The organism is Bacillus sp. hwrm1 (assembly GCF_040207805.1).
Lineage (GTDB): Bacteria > Bacillota > Bacilli > Bacillales > Bacillaceae > Bacillus > Bacillus velezensis.
In genome coordinates, this window is the sequence record NZ_CP157943.1 from 3,736,590 (window position 1) to 3,751,515 (window position 14,926).

Annotated in this window: 14 protein-coding genes; 3 read left to right on the forward strand and 11 right to left on the reverse strand. The window is 48.5% G+C overall.

The annotated features are described in order from the left end of the window. Positions 1-8: 8 nt before the first annotated feature. The 7 genes from ABK447_RS18815 to gerKA all read right to left on the reverse strand — a co-directional run bounded on the left by ABK447_RS18815 (position 9) and on the right by gerKA (position 7,521). Complete coding sequence (locus ABK447_RS18815; protein ID WP_007410261.1) at positions 9-683, reverse strand: amino acid ABC transporter permease; 675 nt, start codon at positions 681-683, stop codon at positions 9-11. Between the two features lie 22 nt (positions 684-705). Next, on the reverse strand, positions 706-1,497 hold the full coding sequence (locus ABK447_RS18820; protein ID WP_012116791.1) for an amino acid ABC transporter substrate-binding protein: 792 nt from the start codon (positions 1,495-1,497) through the stop codon (positions 706-708). Positions 1,498-1,525: 28 nt separating this feature from the next. Further along, positions 1,526-2,017, reverse strand: coding sequence for a GNAT family N-acetyltransferase (locus tag ABK447_RS18825; protein ID WP_003156352.1), 492 nt, complete (start codon positions 2,015-2,017; stop codon positions 1,526-1,528). 13 nt (positions 2,018-2,030) lie between these two features. Beyond that, positions 2,031-3,356 carry an LLM class flavin-dependent oxidoreductase gene (locus ABK447_RS18830; protein WP_029326230.1) on the reverse strand — a complete coding sequence of 442 codons (1,326 nt, stop codon included), beginning with the start codon at positions 3,354-3,356 and terminating at the stop codon, positions 2,031-2,033. A 168-nt stretch (positions 3,357-3,524) separates the two neighbouring features. Beyond that, a complete protein-coding gene (locus ABK447_RS18835; protein WP_014416891.1) occupies positions 3,525-4,643 on the reverse strand; it encodes a GerAB/ArcD/ProY family transporter in 1,119 nt (372 codons plus the stop codon). A 24-nt stretch (positions 4,644-4,667) separates the two neighbouring features. Beyond that, positions 4,668-5,894: a Ger(x)C family spore germination protein gene (locus ABK447_RS18840; protein ID WP_020955315.1), complete on the reverse strand. Its 1,227-nt coding sequence runs from the start codon at positions 5,892-5,894 to the stop codon at positions 4,668-4,670. Further along, positions 5,881-7,521 carry a spore germination protein GerKA gene (gerKA, locus tag ABK447_RS18845; protein ID WP_031378680.1) on the reverse strand — a complete coding sequence of 547 codons (1,641 nt, stop codon included), beginning with the start codon at positions 7,519-7,521 and terminating at the stop codon, positions 5,881-5,883. Before gerKA ends, ABK447_RS18840 begins: the two co-directional genes overlap by 14 nt. A 121-nt stretch (positions 7,522-7,642) precedes the next feature. Between gerKA and ABK447_RS18850 the strand changes: the two genes are divergently transcribed. Next, positions 7,643-7,864, forward strand: a complete 222-nt coding sequence (locus ABK447_RS18850) for a hypothetical protein (RefSeq protein WP_007410254.1) — start codon at positions 7,643-7,645, stop codon at positions 7,862-7,864. Between the two features lie 92 nt (positions 7,865-7,956). Here ABK447_RS18850 and ABK447_RS18855 read toward each other — a convergent pair whose 3' ends face one another. Next, the gene (locus ABK447_RS18855) at positions 7,957-9,702 is read right to left on the reverse strand and encodes a right-handed parallel beta-helix repeat-containing protein (protein ID WP_100001205.1); all 1,746 of its coding nucleotides are present in this window, start codon (positions 9,700-9,702) and stop codon (positions 7,957-7,959) included. 278 nt (positions 9,703-9,980) lie between these two features. On the opposite strand from ABK447_RS18855, the gene ABK447_RS18860 reads away from it, so the two are divergent. Together ABK447_RS18860 and ABK447_RS18865 are read left to right on the forward strand one after the other, a co-directional pair. Further along, complete coding sequence (locus ABK447_RS18860; RefSeq protein WP_012116786.1) at positions 9,981-11,459, forward strand: peptide MFS transporter; 1,479 nt, start codon at positions 9,981-9,983, stop codon at positions 11,457-11,459. A 121-nt stretch (positions 11,460-11,580) separates the two neighbouring features. Then, a protein-coding gene (locus tag ABK447_RS18865) for an IS3 family transposase (RefSeq protein WP_094031497.1) occupies positions 11,581-12,731 on the forward strand; the annotation gives its coding sequence in 2 pieces (ribosomal slippage) (positions 11,581-11,854 and positions 11,854-12,731; 1,152 coding nt in all). Between the two features lie 66 nt (positions 12,732-12,797). Here the strand turns inward: ABK447_RS18865 and ABK447_RS18870 are convergent. From ABK447_RS18870 to bsdC, 3 genes are read right to left on the reverse strand one after another with little or no spacing between them, the layout of a single operon-like run. Beyond that, positions 12,798-13,259: a hypothetical protein gene (locus ABK447_RS18870; RefSeq protein WP_039252807.1), complete on the reverse strand. Its 462-nt coding sequence runs from the start codon at positions 13,257-13,259 to the stop codon at positions 12,798-12,800. Then, positions 13,259-13,486 (reverse strand): non-oxidative hydroxyarylic acid decarboxylases subunit D, encoded by a 228-nt coding sequence (locus tag ABK447_RS18875; RefSeq protein ID WP_007410250.1) that lies wholly within the window; start codon positions 13,484-13,486, stop codon positions 13,259-13,261. Before ABK447_RS18875 ends, ABK447_RS18870 begins: the two co-directional genes overlap by 1 nt. Before the next feature lie 17 nt (positions 13,487-13,503). Next, positions 13,504-14,925, reverse strand: a complete 1,422-nt coding sequence (gene bsdC / locus ABK447_RS18880; protein WP_094031496.1) for a phenolic acid decarboxylase BsdC — start codon at positions 14,923-14,925, stop codon at positions 13,504-13,506. Between the last annotated feature and the right edge of the window lies 1 nt (position 14,926).

Sequence of the window (14,926 nt, forward strand, 5' to 3'; positions counted from 1 at the left end):
GCCTCCTCCTATGTGCGATAAGGCTTGCTGATCGCCCGTTCGAGCAGATCCTGCAGCACACTGTAAATAATCGTAAGAATCCAGTACATGACCGCGACGGCTAAATACGTCTCAAAATATTTGAGGTTGCCTGATGCATACATTTTTCCTTGGGCGAACATTTCCATCACTCCTAATGTAAAGGCGAGCGATGTTTCTTTTAACAGGCCGATAAACGTATTTCCCGTCGCGGGAAGCGCGTTTCTGACGGCTTGCGGGAAAATGATTCGTCTGTACGCCTGGGATTTTGTCATTCCGACAGACAGACAGGCTTCAAGCTGCCCCTCATCGACTGAGTTGAGCGCCGCGCGGAAGATTTCAGCCAAGTAGGCGGCATTCTTCAGGCTTAACCCGATAATCGCCGCGGTTAACGCCGTCATCTTGCTCATTCCGGGAAACAGCTGAGGCAGGCCGTAATAAATTAAGAAAAGCTGGACGAGCGTCGGCACGCCCCGGAAAAATGAAATATACACCTTTGACAGCTGGTGAAGCACAGGAACACGATTTTTTGTGATAAGCGCTAATATAAGGCCGCCGATCACGGCAAATACCATGGCCGCGACGGCCATTAGTAATGTGATCGGCAAGGCTTCGATTAACGCGGGAAAAGCTGAAAACATAAATCCCCAATCAATGCTGTTCATTCTCGATTTTCACCGCCGTTTCTTAATGCTTTGCTTCTGTTGTGATATCTTCTTTAAAGTACTTTTCAGACAGCTTTTTCAGCGTGCCGTCTTTTCGCAGGTCTTCAATGGCTTTGTTTACTTTTTTGCGGATTTTATCGTGAGCCGCATCTTTCGCAAACGGGAAAGCGACTTTTTCATAGACAATCGGGTCTCCTGCTAATTTCAGAGGCAGACCGGTCTTTTTGATCTGGGCGATCAGGACGCTGCGGCTGTTTACATAAGCGTCAACCCGTCCGTAAGCCACGTCTTTCAGCGTGCCTTCTTGTGTTTCATATGTTTTCATGTTGATTTTTTTATCCGGGTCCTTACTCTCAAGGTTTTTCGCGTGGTTTGAGCCCAGAACGGCCGCCACTGTTTTTCCTTTTAGATCGTTGACTGATTTGATGTCTTTGTTATCGTTTTTGACGACGATTTGAGTGCCCGCATACGAATACGGTTCTGTGAAGTTATACGTTTTCTTGCGTTCGTCCGTGACAGCGACCTGGTTAGAGATGGTGTCGAGTTTGCCGGTCTGGAGCTCTCCCATCAGACCGCTGAATTCAAGCAGCTTCCAGTCCAGTTTCATGTTGATTTTTTTTGCGACGGCTTCCATGACATCCACGTCAAAGCCGGTCAGCTTGCCGTTTTCTTTATATGCGAACGGATAGCTTTGTCCCGTGGCGCCGACATGCAGTACGTTATCGCCGCCTTCGCTTTCTTTTCCGTTTCCGCATGCTGATAAGACCGCCAAAAGTGCGGCAGACAGCAGCAAAGCCCATGTTTTCTTCTTCATTAAAATCCCGCCTTTTCCTATTAATATGTTAATCCTGCAATTGTTTTTTTAAATAGATGGTGATGTGCCCTTTTCCTAGATCCTTTTCGCCTGCACGGACGTAGCCTTTCCGCTCGTACATGCCGATCAGCCACGGATGCTTATCCGCTGTGCCCAGTGACACGAAAGGCGCTTTTAATGTGTCGCGGAGCACTGTATTCTCCAGCCACTCCAGCATGTCTGAGCCCGTCCCTTTTTTTCCGGTTTCAGGATCGACGGCAAACCACCAAATATGTGGAACACCGTACGGCCCGGGATTCGGCCCCCACGGCATCCGCAGAGAAATCGTCGCCAGAATCCGGCCGTCTTCCTCCAAAACGTAACAGGCGTTTTTTTGTATGTTATTCAAAACGAGTTCTTTATCCGCCGTGGCAGCGGCAAAGTTGATGCCGAGCTTGCGGATCGGTTCATACGCCCGCAGTGTCAGTGAAAGCAGCTCATCAGCGTCTGCCTCCGTTGCGAGCCGGTATTGTCTTGACATGATGAGCCCTCCTTTAGTCGGCATATCGGTTTGCCGGTTTTTCCAGTCCGAAATGTTCTCTGAGCGTCGTTCCTTCATACTCTTTTCTGAACACGCCCCGTTCTTGTAAAATCGGAATCACTTTGTCTACAAAAAGAGTGAGACCTTCAGGCAAAAGCGGCGGCATGATGTTGAAACCGTCACAAGCTTGTTTTCCGACCCATTCTTCCATCTTATCGGCAAGCTGTTCTGGCGTTCCGACAAAGATATGATGGCCTCTTGAACCCGCCACATATTTGTACAGCTCGCGGATGGTCATGTTATCGCGTTTGGCCATCTCCTGAACGAGCTTGAAGCGGCTTTTAACGGCATTCGACGCATCCGCATCCAATTCAGGCAGCGGGCCGTCAAGCGGGCAGGCGGAAAGGTCGACGCCGCCCAGATAGTTTTGCAGAATGTTCAGGCCGACAGACGGAATGATGAGGTCTTGGAGCTCTTCATATTTTGCCTGCGCTTCTTCTTCGGTATCGGCGATAACGGGAAAAATTCCCGGCATGATCGCGATTTTTTCAGGATCACGGCCGAAAGAAGCCGCTTGTTCTTTAATAGATTGATAGAATTCCTGCGCGGACTCCAAATGATTTTGCGCGGTGAAAATGACCTCCGCCGTTTTGGCGGCCAGCGCTTTTCCGTCTCCTGATGATCCGGCCTGAATAATGACCGGGCGCCCTTGAGGTGTGCGGGCGACATTTAACGGCCCTCTCACGGAGAAATATGTTCCTTTATGGTTCAATTCATGCATTTTGTCTTTATCGAAAAATGCTCCTGATTCTTTGTCACGGATAAAGGCGTCTTCCTCCCACGAATCCCATAATCCTTTGACGACTTCAACGAATTCTTCCGCGCGCTGATATCTGAGATGGTGCTCAAGATGCTTTTCGCCGCTGAAATTAAGCGCGGTCGATTCAATCGAAGATGTAACGACATTCCAGCCCGCTCGGCCGTTGGAAAGATGGTCAAGCGATGCAAATTGTCTCGCGATATGGAACGGTTCGCTGTATGTGGTAGACGCGGTCGCCGTCAGACCGATGCGGGATGTGACCTGAGCGAGCGCCGACAGCAGCGTAAACGGCTCAAAGCGCGTCAGCACATTCGGATGTGATTTGCCGTCTATTGATAAACTGTCCGCCAAGAACAGCATGTCCAATTTCCCCCGCTCCGCTGTTTTCGCCAGTTCTTTGAAATAATCCAAATTCATGCTCGCGTCCGCCGGTGCCTGAGGATGTCTCCAAGAAGCGACATGATGGCCGGTGCCCGCGAGAAACACACCGAGTTTGATTTCTTTTTTCTTTGTCATGATGGATCTCCTTCTATTCTGAAATACGGTTCGGAACATATTAACACCACTAAACCTATATTTCCTAGTAAATTTATAAGAATAAATCAAAATGTACAATTGTCACGCAAGTTTGTCAATGCATTAAGACAAAAATCATGATTTTTTAAAAAACCCGGCGCACCGGCCGGGTTATTTCTTCGAAACTGTATAGACGGTCCCTTTGACCTTTTTCTTAATAACGGCAATGATAAGCAGCAAAACGGGGAACAGCACTTGAAACGGAAGATGAATATAGATCGGCACAATGTTTAAGCCTTCATTCATATGTTCCGAAAAATTGCTTGCGATGCTGATGGAGAGAATCAGCACCCCCAATCCGACCGGGAAGGCCAGCTGGGACGGATTTTTTTCTTTAAACAGCGTGGACACGCCCACGACAACCGCATATGTAAAAAGGCTGACTTTGAAAAAACCGCCGATGACGAGCACGAGCATGAAAAAGACATCCAGCCGGTCTAAAAACTCTTCCACTTTAATTGTCTGTATGGTGCTCAGCAGCGGAAATTGAGAGCGGAGCATTAAGTTGACGTCCAGCACACAAATATTAATCGCCACTGACATTGCCAAAAACAGCCCGCTGATGATAATCGCCAGAAATCCGGTTTTCTTCACCTTTTTCCGATCTTTTAAATAAGGGAAAATCATGACAAACACGATTAATTCACCGAACGGGATGAACATCGTCTGTTTAAACACGGAATAAATGACCGTTCCTGCACCCTCCGCTAAAACGGGCTGGAGAAATCTGAGGTTTATCGTGCCTGAGCTGATAATGAGGATCAGCCCGACGGCTGTCAGGAAATACATAATGCCAAACAGCAGCTCGCCGGCTCTCGCTATCACTTCAATTCCCTTTCTGACCGCAAATATCGCGGCGATCATCAGCATGGCATTCACAATTAAAAGCGGCGTGTCCTGGTAGGCGAAGGTGACAAGCATTTCGCCGAAATCCCGCAATACGCGGGCGGCGATATAAGCAAAATAGAGAATATAAAGAAGGGAGACCGCCCAGCTCAGATGTCTGCCGATCAGTTCGTTCATGTAATCTCTCGGAGAAGACTCAGGAAAAAATTGATACAGCGCCTGATAAACGTAGAAAAGTCCGAGACCGATAACACACCCGAGAAGCACGGACAGCCACGCATCCCGCCCGGCCATCGTGCCCGGCGGGATCAATAACGAACTGCCCAATTCAAACAAAATGATCATAATAAACAGCTGACGCGTGCCGATTTTCGCATTTTCCATACGCTTCGCTCCTTTCTCCTCAAATCAATCATGCTCAAGCTTGTCTGAGAGAGGATTATTCCGCAAGCCCGTTCTTCTGATAATGACTTCCGTTTTGACATCTACGGGGAGATTTGGGAAATATTCTTCATCCCACTTCCCTTTGAACTTTTTCCATTTGTCCGGATGCTTCCGATAGATCAGGTCTCCGAAGCCGACGAAGTCATTCTTATGGGCTTTTATATCTTCAATCGATTTGGTGATATCTTTCTCAAGCTGCACGCTGAGCGCCTTTTGCATCGTCATCAGCACTTGCGGATCAGACAGATGGAAAGGGTATCTGACAGCGTCCACCAGCCCCTCGACCTGAGCATGCACGTGAATATGCGGTTTTCCGTTCGGAAAAGTGGCCGTCACTTTTGTATTCTGGCGGGTGACCTGCAGACTGATTGCATGCTTCACGTTCTTCCAATCCGCATTGATGAACGTATGCTTGATCCTATTGAGCAGCCATACAGCCCCCACACTGTCGTCATCCTCAATCCAGTAATCCAGCCTCCCATCCTTTTTGAACACCGCCAGTCCGTCCGCTGACAGCACTGCTTTCGGTTCAGTTGTCTGCGTATTTTCCATCGTAGGACCGGCTTTATCGTCTCCGTGCATTTCATAACCCGGAATAAACGGCGACCCGGCCGGAGAAGCGAGATCAATCAGAACGTCCTGAAGGCTGGTTTTAATGACTCTGCCGTATTGTTCCTGCGTGAAGCTGAGCGTCTTGTTCACTTTATTGGAAGGGATTTTATCAATCGGCGTCAGCACTTTAATAATGTCTTCAGCCTTGCAATTATGCGCGATCACAACGGTTGCGGTCGTCCTGAATTCGGTGTCGCGGTCAAGATTGTCCAAAATAAAACTGAGCCCTTCCTCTTTCGCCAGTTTTTCACTGAACACCACGAGATTCGTATGCGCAAAATAGAGCCTTCTGGACACTTTCATCGAGCCTTTTCTCAAAGCTTCCGTCATATTGTCTCCGGACACCGAATAGACGGAAACCGGAGGCCGGTCTCCCGCTCCGCCGCCCTGCAGACCGCCGGCCACGTTTCCCGGATTGATAATTTGCAAGTGAAGGACGTATTTTCCCGTTTCGGTCCGGTCAATACCGATGGCGGAGATCACCGCTAGATCGGTCAGCTCCCTTTTATCCCAGCATCCGGATACAAACATAAGGGAAACCATCGTACAAAGGATAAGCATCCATTTACGTCTTTTCATTACCGTCGCCCTCTTCTACATCTTTATTAACCATTCCTCTGGATGTCTCCGGTTTCGGTCTTTGATGTTCCCCTTGGCGCCTGTTGTTTTCCTGCACGAGCAGTCCCGGCCTTTTTTCATCCGCCCATAACGGAGCTCGGAGAAGGGAATCCTTCAGCCCGCCCGGGGTTAAAGGAGCGAGCGGGGACATATACGGAAATCCGAATGAACGCAGGCCGCACAGATGGACAAACATCATGATAATGCCCAGAATCAGCCCGTAAAATCCCATGACCGCCGCCGACAGAATAAAGAGAAACCGGATCAGGCGCGCAGATATCGCCATGTCAAAAGCCGGGGTCGCAAAGCTGGCAATCGCCGTCAGGGCGACGACGATAACCATGGCCGGGGAGACGATGCCGGCCTGTACGGCGGCCTGGCCGATGACAAGCGCTCCGACTATGGAAACGGCGGAGCCGACAACTCTCGGAAGCCGGACACCCGCCTCCCTGAGAATCTCAAAGGCCACTTCCATCGTCAGCGCTTCAATCACGGCCGGGAACGGCACCGTCTCCCGCTGAGCCGCGATGACAATCAGCAGCTGCGTCGGAATCATTTCCTGGTGAAAGGTCGTCGCCGCCACATAAATCCCCGGCGCCACCAGTGAAATGAAGAAGATCAAAACCCGCAGCACCCTGATGCTGGTGGCGATATCAAATCGTGAATAATAATCCTCAACGGATTGAAAAAATTGAATAAATAAGGCCGGCGCGATGAGAACGAACGGCGTTCCGTCCACGATAATCGCAAATCGTCCTTCCAGCAGATTCCCCGCCACGACGTCCGGCCGCTCCGTATGATATACGGTGGGAAACACAGAAAACGGCGCGTCTTCAATGAGCTGTTCAATGTAGCCGGATTCCAGAATGCTGTCGATGTCAATGTGCTTCAGCCGCTTGCGGACTTCCTTAATCAGCTTTTTATCGCAAATTCCGTTAATATACATCAGCGCGACATCCGTATTCGTTTCGTGTCCGATCTCCATTTTTTCAACCCATACATCAGGCGTTTTTACATACCTGCGGATCATGGATATATTGGTTTGCAGAGATTCAGTGAATCCCTGCCGCGGGCCGCGGAAAGAGACCTGAGTGCTCGGTTCTTGAATGGACCGGTGCTCTCCCCCTTCCGTGCTGGCGATCAGCGCCTTGTCAGCCCCGTCGACAAAAATGAGCGTGCTGCCCGCCACCAGCCCGGCATAAAGACTTTTCCATTTTTCTTCCTCTTTCACCCCGCCGATCGCAAGCGTTTTATCGTATATCAGGCAGACCGCTTGTTCCGGCTGAACGGACGGGATGTCGATTAAATCCTCCAGAAGGGATTGGCTGACGAGCTGTTCGTCTACCAAACCGGCGATATACACAATTGCGGCCGGAAGCTCTTCTTTTCCGATTTTCAGCCGGCGGATGACGACATCGGCACTGTTGCCGAACCTCTCAGACAGCTTCTTCATATTTTGCTTTAAGCTGAGGGAGATCGGCTCATCCCGCTCTTTGTCCGGCTGGCTGTCCGCTTCTTTTCTGTCTTCATTGTCACGGTCGTTTTGATCGGCTTTTTTTTGTTTCTTCTGTTTAAAAAATGGCGGCATATCGCAAAAAACCTTTCCTCGTTTTTTTCATATTCTTCCTGTACGGCAAAAGATTATGCACGGCGGAAAGTCTGTATAAGTTTTGCGGAATCGAAAAGGATAAAAAGGGAGAGTGATGCGCATGAAAATATTGGGGGTTTCATTTTTTTTGCTGGCTGCCTGTCTGATCATTTCAGTAACGATAGATATGCTGCAAGGTTTCAGTTTCTATGGAGCGGTCCAAAACAACCTGTCCGCTTTTAAATTGACCACCTTCTCAGAATGGCTGATGCTGTTTTTATTCGCCCTCTTTTTAATCAGAGAAATGATCGTTTTATATAAATCAGGTAAAAAAGATGCCTGACAGGCGCACGGCTGTATTGTGTCAAAAAAGAACACATCCCTCCTTCTTTCGGAGTTCATGTGTTCTTTTTATTTTTCCGATGCAGATTGTTTTCAGATGACGATATTTCCGCTGTCCGTATCTGTCGCGTGTTTCACAATGGCGCCTTTGATAATGCGGTTGCCGATGATTTTAGTACTTGCGGAGGAATTGGTTTGGATGGCGGAAGCAGAAGCGGCGGAAAGGTTGTTGATGGTATTGCCCGACACGAGGGAATTGGAGGCTCCGTTCAGATAGATGCCGATCGGGCTGCCCGCCGTTCGATTGATCGTGAGCGTATTGTCTATGACTTCATGCGTGCCTGAATTCAGATACACGGTAACGATAAGCGGTGATGATTCAAAGCGGTTGCTGATGACAGAGGTTCCCGAGGATGTTGAACTGAAAATGGGATAGTTTTTGTAGCTTTTGAAGAGATTTCCCTTGATGACAGCCCTGGCGTCATTTGTCACAGATACGGCATAGGACTCCGCGGCGCCCTGATACGCATTCGGAATCAGCGTATTTCCTTCAATAACGGCATTTCCGCCTGTGACCCATATGCCCCGGCTGAACGATTTCAGCACATTTTGTTTTACGGTGATATTGCCGGCCGACATGCTGATTCCGTCCGTTACCTGATTCAGAGTATTATTCATAAAGACGGCATTTTCCGACAGCGTCGCCCGCATCCCCGTGCTTCGTCTCGTTTCGGAACGTCCGTTTTCAATGATATTGCCGTCAACGGTCACATCTTCGGCCTGATAGACGGAAATGCCCGTATTTTCAAATTGACTGATTTTGTTATGGGTGACGAGGACGCTTTTTCCCCTTATATCTATTCCGGTGGAAAAACCGGTAATCAGATTGTTGGAAATGACGGCATTGCTGCTGTCCTGTCCCTGTGACACACCTTGTCCGGCGACTGCGGTCCTTGAGCCGCCGTCTGACCGAAAGAAGACATTCCCCGAAATGACGGTATGTGCCCCATACCCGTAGCTGATTGTGTTATCGGAATGATTTCCTTCAATTAACACATTATATCCGTTAAAATTGGTGACTGAGCTTGCGGCGTTTCCGGAAAAGAAGTTGTTGCGTACCGTAATATGAAGAGCTTCTTCATAATCAATATCGCCTTCTCCGTACGATTCAATATCGATTCCGAATTTCGGAGCCGTTCCGTTCCCTTGCCCGGCGTCTTCAATCACGCATTCTTCCACCGTAACGGTATTGCAGCCGGTGATTGAAATGTTGTTTCGCCTTGACTGCCTGATCTCACAGCGGCGGATGGTCACCTGTTCTGAAGTTTTGTAATCACTGTTTGTTTTTAACCCGAGCGGGCTGACAATAATGCCGTCTCCCGTAAAATCCGAAATCTTCACATTTTCGATCAGCACATTACTGCTGCCTTCAATACAGATTCCAAATCCCCATTCATGGGTCGAACGCAAAGGGACATTGGTATACGTGTGTTCATCCCGTTCGCCGATGATCCGGCCGCCGGTGATGGTGACATTTTCCCGCCTGCCTATATAGAAAGCCGAGTAGCCCCAAGAGCTGTTCGGCGCCACTTTAATCGTGCATTCCGGATCTAAAACGATGGTGAGATGGCTCGGCACGTTAATCCCGGCGTTCCGAAACGGCTGGCTGCTGTCCCCGCCAAGCGTGCCGTTGATTTTATACGTTCCCGGCGGAAAAAACACCGTATGACAGCCTTCGCTGACGGCCTTGGCCAAGCATTGGTTGATGGCGCCCGTCACATCGGTTTTTCCGTCTGCCGCCACACCGCAATCCGTAATATCCAATATACGATTCGGCAAGTGATAATCTCCTCCTTCCTCTCTTATTGTCATCTTATTCCGCCATATCCCGCTCCGCCTGTACATACTTTAAATTTTATTAAAAAAGTTTATAAAGATAGTTTAGTCAGATAATATAACAAAATAAGTCATTGGAATTAGGAAAATTCGTCTATATTCAACGTTTTAATATCTTTTCATTCTGGAATTTTTTGAATTCAGTATAAATTATATTGACACAAGTATTATATAAGAATATGATTTTTGTAATACACTTTTTTAAGAAAGGGTTGGCTCAGGTGGCATCTATTGATAAGGACTCTATAACAGAAACTGTGCCGCAACGAGGCTTTTTCGGTCATCCCCGCGGCTTGTTCACACTGTTTTTCACCGAATTTTGGGAGCGTTTCTCCTACTATGGTATGAGAGCCATATTGCTTTACTATTTATATACGGAAGTCGCTCATGGCGGTCTCGGCTTTGATAAAACGACCGCAGTTGCCATCATGTCCATATACGGGTCTCTCGTATACATGTCGAGCGTCATCGGCGGATGGCTGGCCGACCGGGTATTCGGCACGGCAAACACCGTATTTTACGGCGGAATTTTAATTATGTTCGGGCACATCGCTCTTGCCTTCCCTGGCAGCACGGCGGCGTTTTTTACCAGCATGGCTCTGATCATTATCGGAACCGGCCTGCTTAAACCAAACGTATCCAGCGTTGTCGGAGATTTATATACGAAGGAAGACGAGCGCCGCGACTCAGGTTTCAGCATCTTTTACATGGGGATCAACCTCGGCGGATTGCTTGCGCCGCTAATTGTCGGAACACTCGGACAGAAGTACAACTACCACTTAGGCTTCGGATGCGCCGCGGCCGGTATGTTCCTCGGACTGATTGTTTTCGCTCTTACGAGAAAGAAATACCTCGGCAAAGCAGGCTCCAATGTACCGAATCCGATTTCTAAATCATCAGTGATCGGCACGGGAATCGGAGTGGTCATCGCAGCAGCCGTTATCATCGTTCTGATTCAAACCGGCTGGCTGACGATCCAGCGTGTGATTGATACGGTCAGTATCCTCGGCATTGTTATTCCGGTTATTTACTTTATCGTGATGTTCACGAGCAAAAAAGCGACGAAAACGGAAAAATCACGGCTTGCGGCTTATGTTCCGCTGTTTGTTGCAGCGGCAATGTTCTGGGCGATTCAGGAGCAGGGCGCGACGATTCTTGCTTTATATGCGGATCAGCGCACGAGACTTTCCTTTGCGGGCATGCATCTTGAGTCTTCATGGTTCCAGTCTCTGAACCCATTATTCATCGTTATTTTCGCGCCGGTGTTCGCCTGGATCTGGATGAAGCTCGGCAAACGCCAGCCTTCAACACCGATTAAATTCGCGATCGGCATTATCCTTGCCGGATTATCATTTTTAGTCATGGTGCTTCCGGTTATGGGCGGAAGCGGCGAGCTTGTGAGCCCGCTTTGGCTTGTGCTCAGCTTCCTTTTGGTTGTGCTTGGTGAGCTTTGCCTTTCACCGGTCGGTTTATCCGTCACAACGAAACTTGCGCCTGCCGCTTTCTCAGCGCAGACGATGAGCATGTGGTTTTTAACAAACGCCTGCGGTCAAGCCCTGAACGCAAAAGTAGTCGGTTTGTTTGATAAGATTTCTGAAGCGGCCTACTTCGGCTCAATCGGTCTTGTTTCGATCATTCTCGGTATTATTTTGATTCTTCTGTCTCCCGTCATTAAACGGGCGATGAAAGGCGTACAATAACAGATAAAGAAAAGCCTGCGGAATCGTGGGACTGACCCCATAAGATGAGACAAATAAAAACACCTTCAAGTTTGAATACGGATGATTATTATCCGAAATTAGACTTGGAGGTGTTTTTTCTATGAGAACAAGAGTGAGTTATCCGGTTGAAGTGAAACAGAAGGCTGTAGAAATGAGATTGGCAGGCGTACCTATGAAAGAGATCCTGCAGGAGTTGAATATTAAGAATAAGACACAGGTTCAGACATGGGTTAGATGGTATAAGGCTGGTGATACACATCGATTCGAACAGCCTGTTGGAAAGCAATACACTTACGGAAAAGGTCCGGAGTATTCTTCCGATTTAGAGAAACTGCAGGCAGAGATTCGTTACCTGAGACAACAGAATGAAGTTTTAAAAAAGTACAACGAATTGGAAAGGAAGTTGATAGCGAAACGTCAGTCGAACTTGTAGAAATATTGCACAGCACAATGACCGTACAGGATATCTGTATTCATTTAGGTATCTCTCGAGCGTCTTATTATCGTTGGAAGAAGAATCTGATGAAGGATCATCCCAAGCGCCATTTGGAAAAACAAATCGGCACGTTGTGCCGAGAGCACAAGTATCGATATGGATATCGAAAAATCACAGCCATACTAAAAAAGAGAATGTGTATTAACCATAAAACGGTTCAACGTATTATGCAGAAAAATCAATGGCAGTGTCGGGTTAAGGTGAAAAAGCGCAAGAAGGATGGGCAGCCATATGCCGTGGTCGATAATATATTGGATCGGAACTTTCAGTCTGATCGTCCTCTTGAAAAACTAGTAACGGACATCACATATTTGCCTTATGGACAGAAACAATTGTACCTTTCCAGTATATTAGATTTATACAATGGAGAAGTGATTGCTTTTACTATTGGGGATAAGCAGGACACAGCCTTTGTCTTAGACACACTTGATCAGCTACCAATGCTGCCTGAGAACTGCGTGTTACATAGTGACCAAGGTTCTGTGTATACATCTTACGAGTATCAAAAAGCTGTTAAAACAAAAGGCATTACCATGAGCATGTCCCGCAAAGGGACGCCCGCTGATAATGCCTCCATCGAATCGTTTCATTCCTCGCTAAAGTCTGAAACGTTCTATCTTAACAGCATTGATCGAACTACGACTGCCATCGTAGAACGCACTGTCATAGAATACATTCATTATTATAACAATATTCGTATTCAAACCAAACTAAACAACCAATCACCGATAAACTATCGGCAATTGGCTGTTTAAAAGGTGTTTTGACCCCTGTCTCAAAAACGGGGGGCAGTCCCTCGTCCGCAGGCTTTTTTGATGCGTCTATTGTTTTAACTCCTCAAGTGTTTCTCTCCATCTCTTCAAGACATCTTCCGGTTCGTGGAGCTGGATGGCCGGTCCGGATGTCAGATCCGCGTATTTCGCCCGATCTTCCTTGACGGTGATCACCCGGCAGCTGAACCGTTCCCGCTCGTGTTTCGCCTCTTTCAGCGGCGGAAGCGCCTCACATTCCAATGTGACGTAATATGCGGCTCCTCCGTGCCAGGCGATGAAAAGAGCTTGTCCCGAATGCAGAAGGCTTCTTACGGTCGTCGTGTTTTTCCATAAGGCAAGCCGGAGATTTGTTCTGCTCACGGCCACGATTTCACCGGCGCTGATCATGGCCGCGTGCGGACGGCCTTCTTTTGTCACGGATTGGAGCACAAATGCGTCGTGCTGCTTTTTTTCAAGCTCCGTCCCGTCTAAAAGCGTGTAAAGCGCCTCCGGCAAGTGCTCCGTCAGCATTACGCTTTTCTTTCCGGAACAGCGGGAACATGTGCGGCCGTCTCCGTTTCTTTCGGATCGATTTTAAATGCCGGGTTGAATGCCGCCGGATTCGTGATGCTTTCCGGTTCACAGGATCTCCATGTGAAAAAGCAGGTTTGGCATTGGTAAATTTCCCAGGCACCTTTGACCGGCGATTGGCTGACGGTTTCTCCTTTTTTCGATTCACAGCGCGGGCATGTTTTCATTGCAACCTCATCCTTTCTTATTGATACATTAAGTCCATCAGTTTTTGTTCCCATTCTTTCGTTGTCAGCGGAGAATCAAGCGGCTGAGAATAATGGCCTCTTGTTTCCGGCGCGGCAGGCGTCGTGGCGTCAAGAATCATTTTGTGTGTCATCCCTGCCGGATCAGACCCCGGGTCAAGCGGAAGGACAGACAGGTCAGGAATGATGACTGCATCGTGTTTCGGATGCATTTTCGTTGAGAGCGCCCACATGACTTGCGGCAGGTTAAACGGATCGACATCCTCATCCACGACAATGACCATTTTGCAGTAGCCGAGTCCGTGCGGCGTGGTCAGGGCGCGCATGCCGACCGCCTTGGCAAATCCGCCGTAGCGCGTTTTCGTGGAAATGATGGCGATCAGGCCGTGCGTATACATCGCGTTCACGGCGACAATTTCGTTCGGATAAGCTTCCTTGAGCTGCTGGTAAAGCGGCACGCACGTATTAATGCCGATCATATAATCGCACTCCGTCCACGGCATGCCTAAGTATAAATGTTCAAAAATCGGATTGTTTCTATGATATACCCGTTTGATTTTGATCACCGGCATGCTGCGGCCGCCTGAATAATGGCCCGTGAACTCACCGAAAGGTCCTTCGTATTCCCGTTCTCCCGCAAGGATCTCTCCTTCCAGAACGACTTCAGCGCCCCAAGGGATGTCTAAATCAGACAGTTTAGATTTGACGATTCTGTAGGGCTCCCCTTGAATCGCGCCGGCCATTTCATACTCGGATTGATCGTATAACAGCGGAGTTGACGCAGCTGTCGTAATCACCGGCTCACAGCCGAGCGCGATCGTAACGGGAAGATTCACGCCGCGTTCTTCAGCTTGGCGAAGATGAATCGCAATATCATGCTGAGGCACGGGCTGAATGCCGAGGCGGTCTTTTCCCTTTACCTGCATTCTGTAAATGCCGACATTCTGCTTGCCGAAATTGTCCGGATCTTCAAGATCGCGTGAAATGACACACGCTTTATCCAAATAGTAGCCGCCGTCCCCCTGGTTGATTCTGAATAGCGGAAGGATGTCAAATAGATTGATATCTTCCGTTATTTCATTTTCATGAAACGGCGCGGTTTCTTCCCGTTTGACCGGCACCGGAAATGCATCGTACCGTTTGGCAAACTCAAAGAATTGTTCTTTAACAGGCGAATCTTTCGGCATGCCGAGCATCATCGCGTGATTCGGCCACGAGCCGATGACATTCAGAGCCACCTGCGCATGGTGATGTCCGTAAATATTGTTAAACAAAAGCGCAGGGGTTTTATCCCCGAGATTGCTGGCTGCACGCGCGGCGGCGCCCAGATCCGGCTCCGGTTTCACCTCTTCGTTGACTGTTAAGAGCTGCCCTTCTTTTTCAAGAGCGGCGAGAAATTCCCTAAAATCCTGATAGGCCATT

Excerpts from the sequence above, each read along its gene's own strand:
- ABK447_RS18815 (WP_007410261.1), bottom strand. The coding sequence starts at position 683 with ATGAACAGCATTGATTGGGGATTTATGTTTTCAGCTTTTCCCGCGTTA.
- ABK447_RS18820 (WP_012116791.1), bottom strand. The coding sequence starts at position 1,497 with ATGAAGAAGAAAACATGGGCTTTGCTGCTGTCTGCCGCACTTTTGGCG.
- ABK447_RS18825 (WP_003156352.1), bottom strand. The coding sequence starts at position 2,017 with ATGTCAAGACAATACCGGCTCGCAACGGAGGCAGACGCTGATGAGCTG.
- ABK447_RS18835 (WP_014416891.1), bottom strand. The coding sequence starts at position 4,643 with ATGGAAAATGCGAAAATCGGCACGCGTCAGCTGTTTATTATGATCATT.
- ABK447_RS18840 (WP_020955315.1), bottom strand. The coding sequence starts at position 5,894 with ATGAAAAGACGTAAATGGATGCTTATCCTTTGTACGATGGTTTCCCTT.
- gerKA (WP_031378680.1), bottom strand. The coding sequence starts at position 7,521 with ATGCCGCCATTTTTTAAACAGAAGAAACAAAAAAAAGCCGATCAAAAC.
- ABK447_RS18850 (WP_007410254.1), top strand. The coding sequence starts at position 7,643 with ATGAAAATATTGGGGGTTTCATTTTTTTTGCTGGCTGCCTGTCTGATC.
- ABK447_RS18870 (WP_039252807.1), bottom strand. The coding sequence starts at position 13,259 with ATGCTGACGGAGCACTTGCCGGAGGCGCTTTACACGCTTTTAGACGGG.
- ABK447_RS18875 (WP_007410250.1), bottom strand. The coding sequence starts at position 13,486 with ATGAAAACATGCCCGCGCTGTGAATCGAAAAAAGGAGAAACCGTCAGC.
- bsdC (WP_094031496.1), bottom strand. The coding sequence starts at position 14,925 with ATGGCCTATCAGGATTTTAGGGAATTTCTCGCCGCTCTTGAAAAAGAA.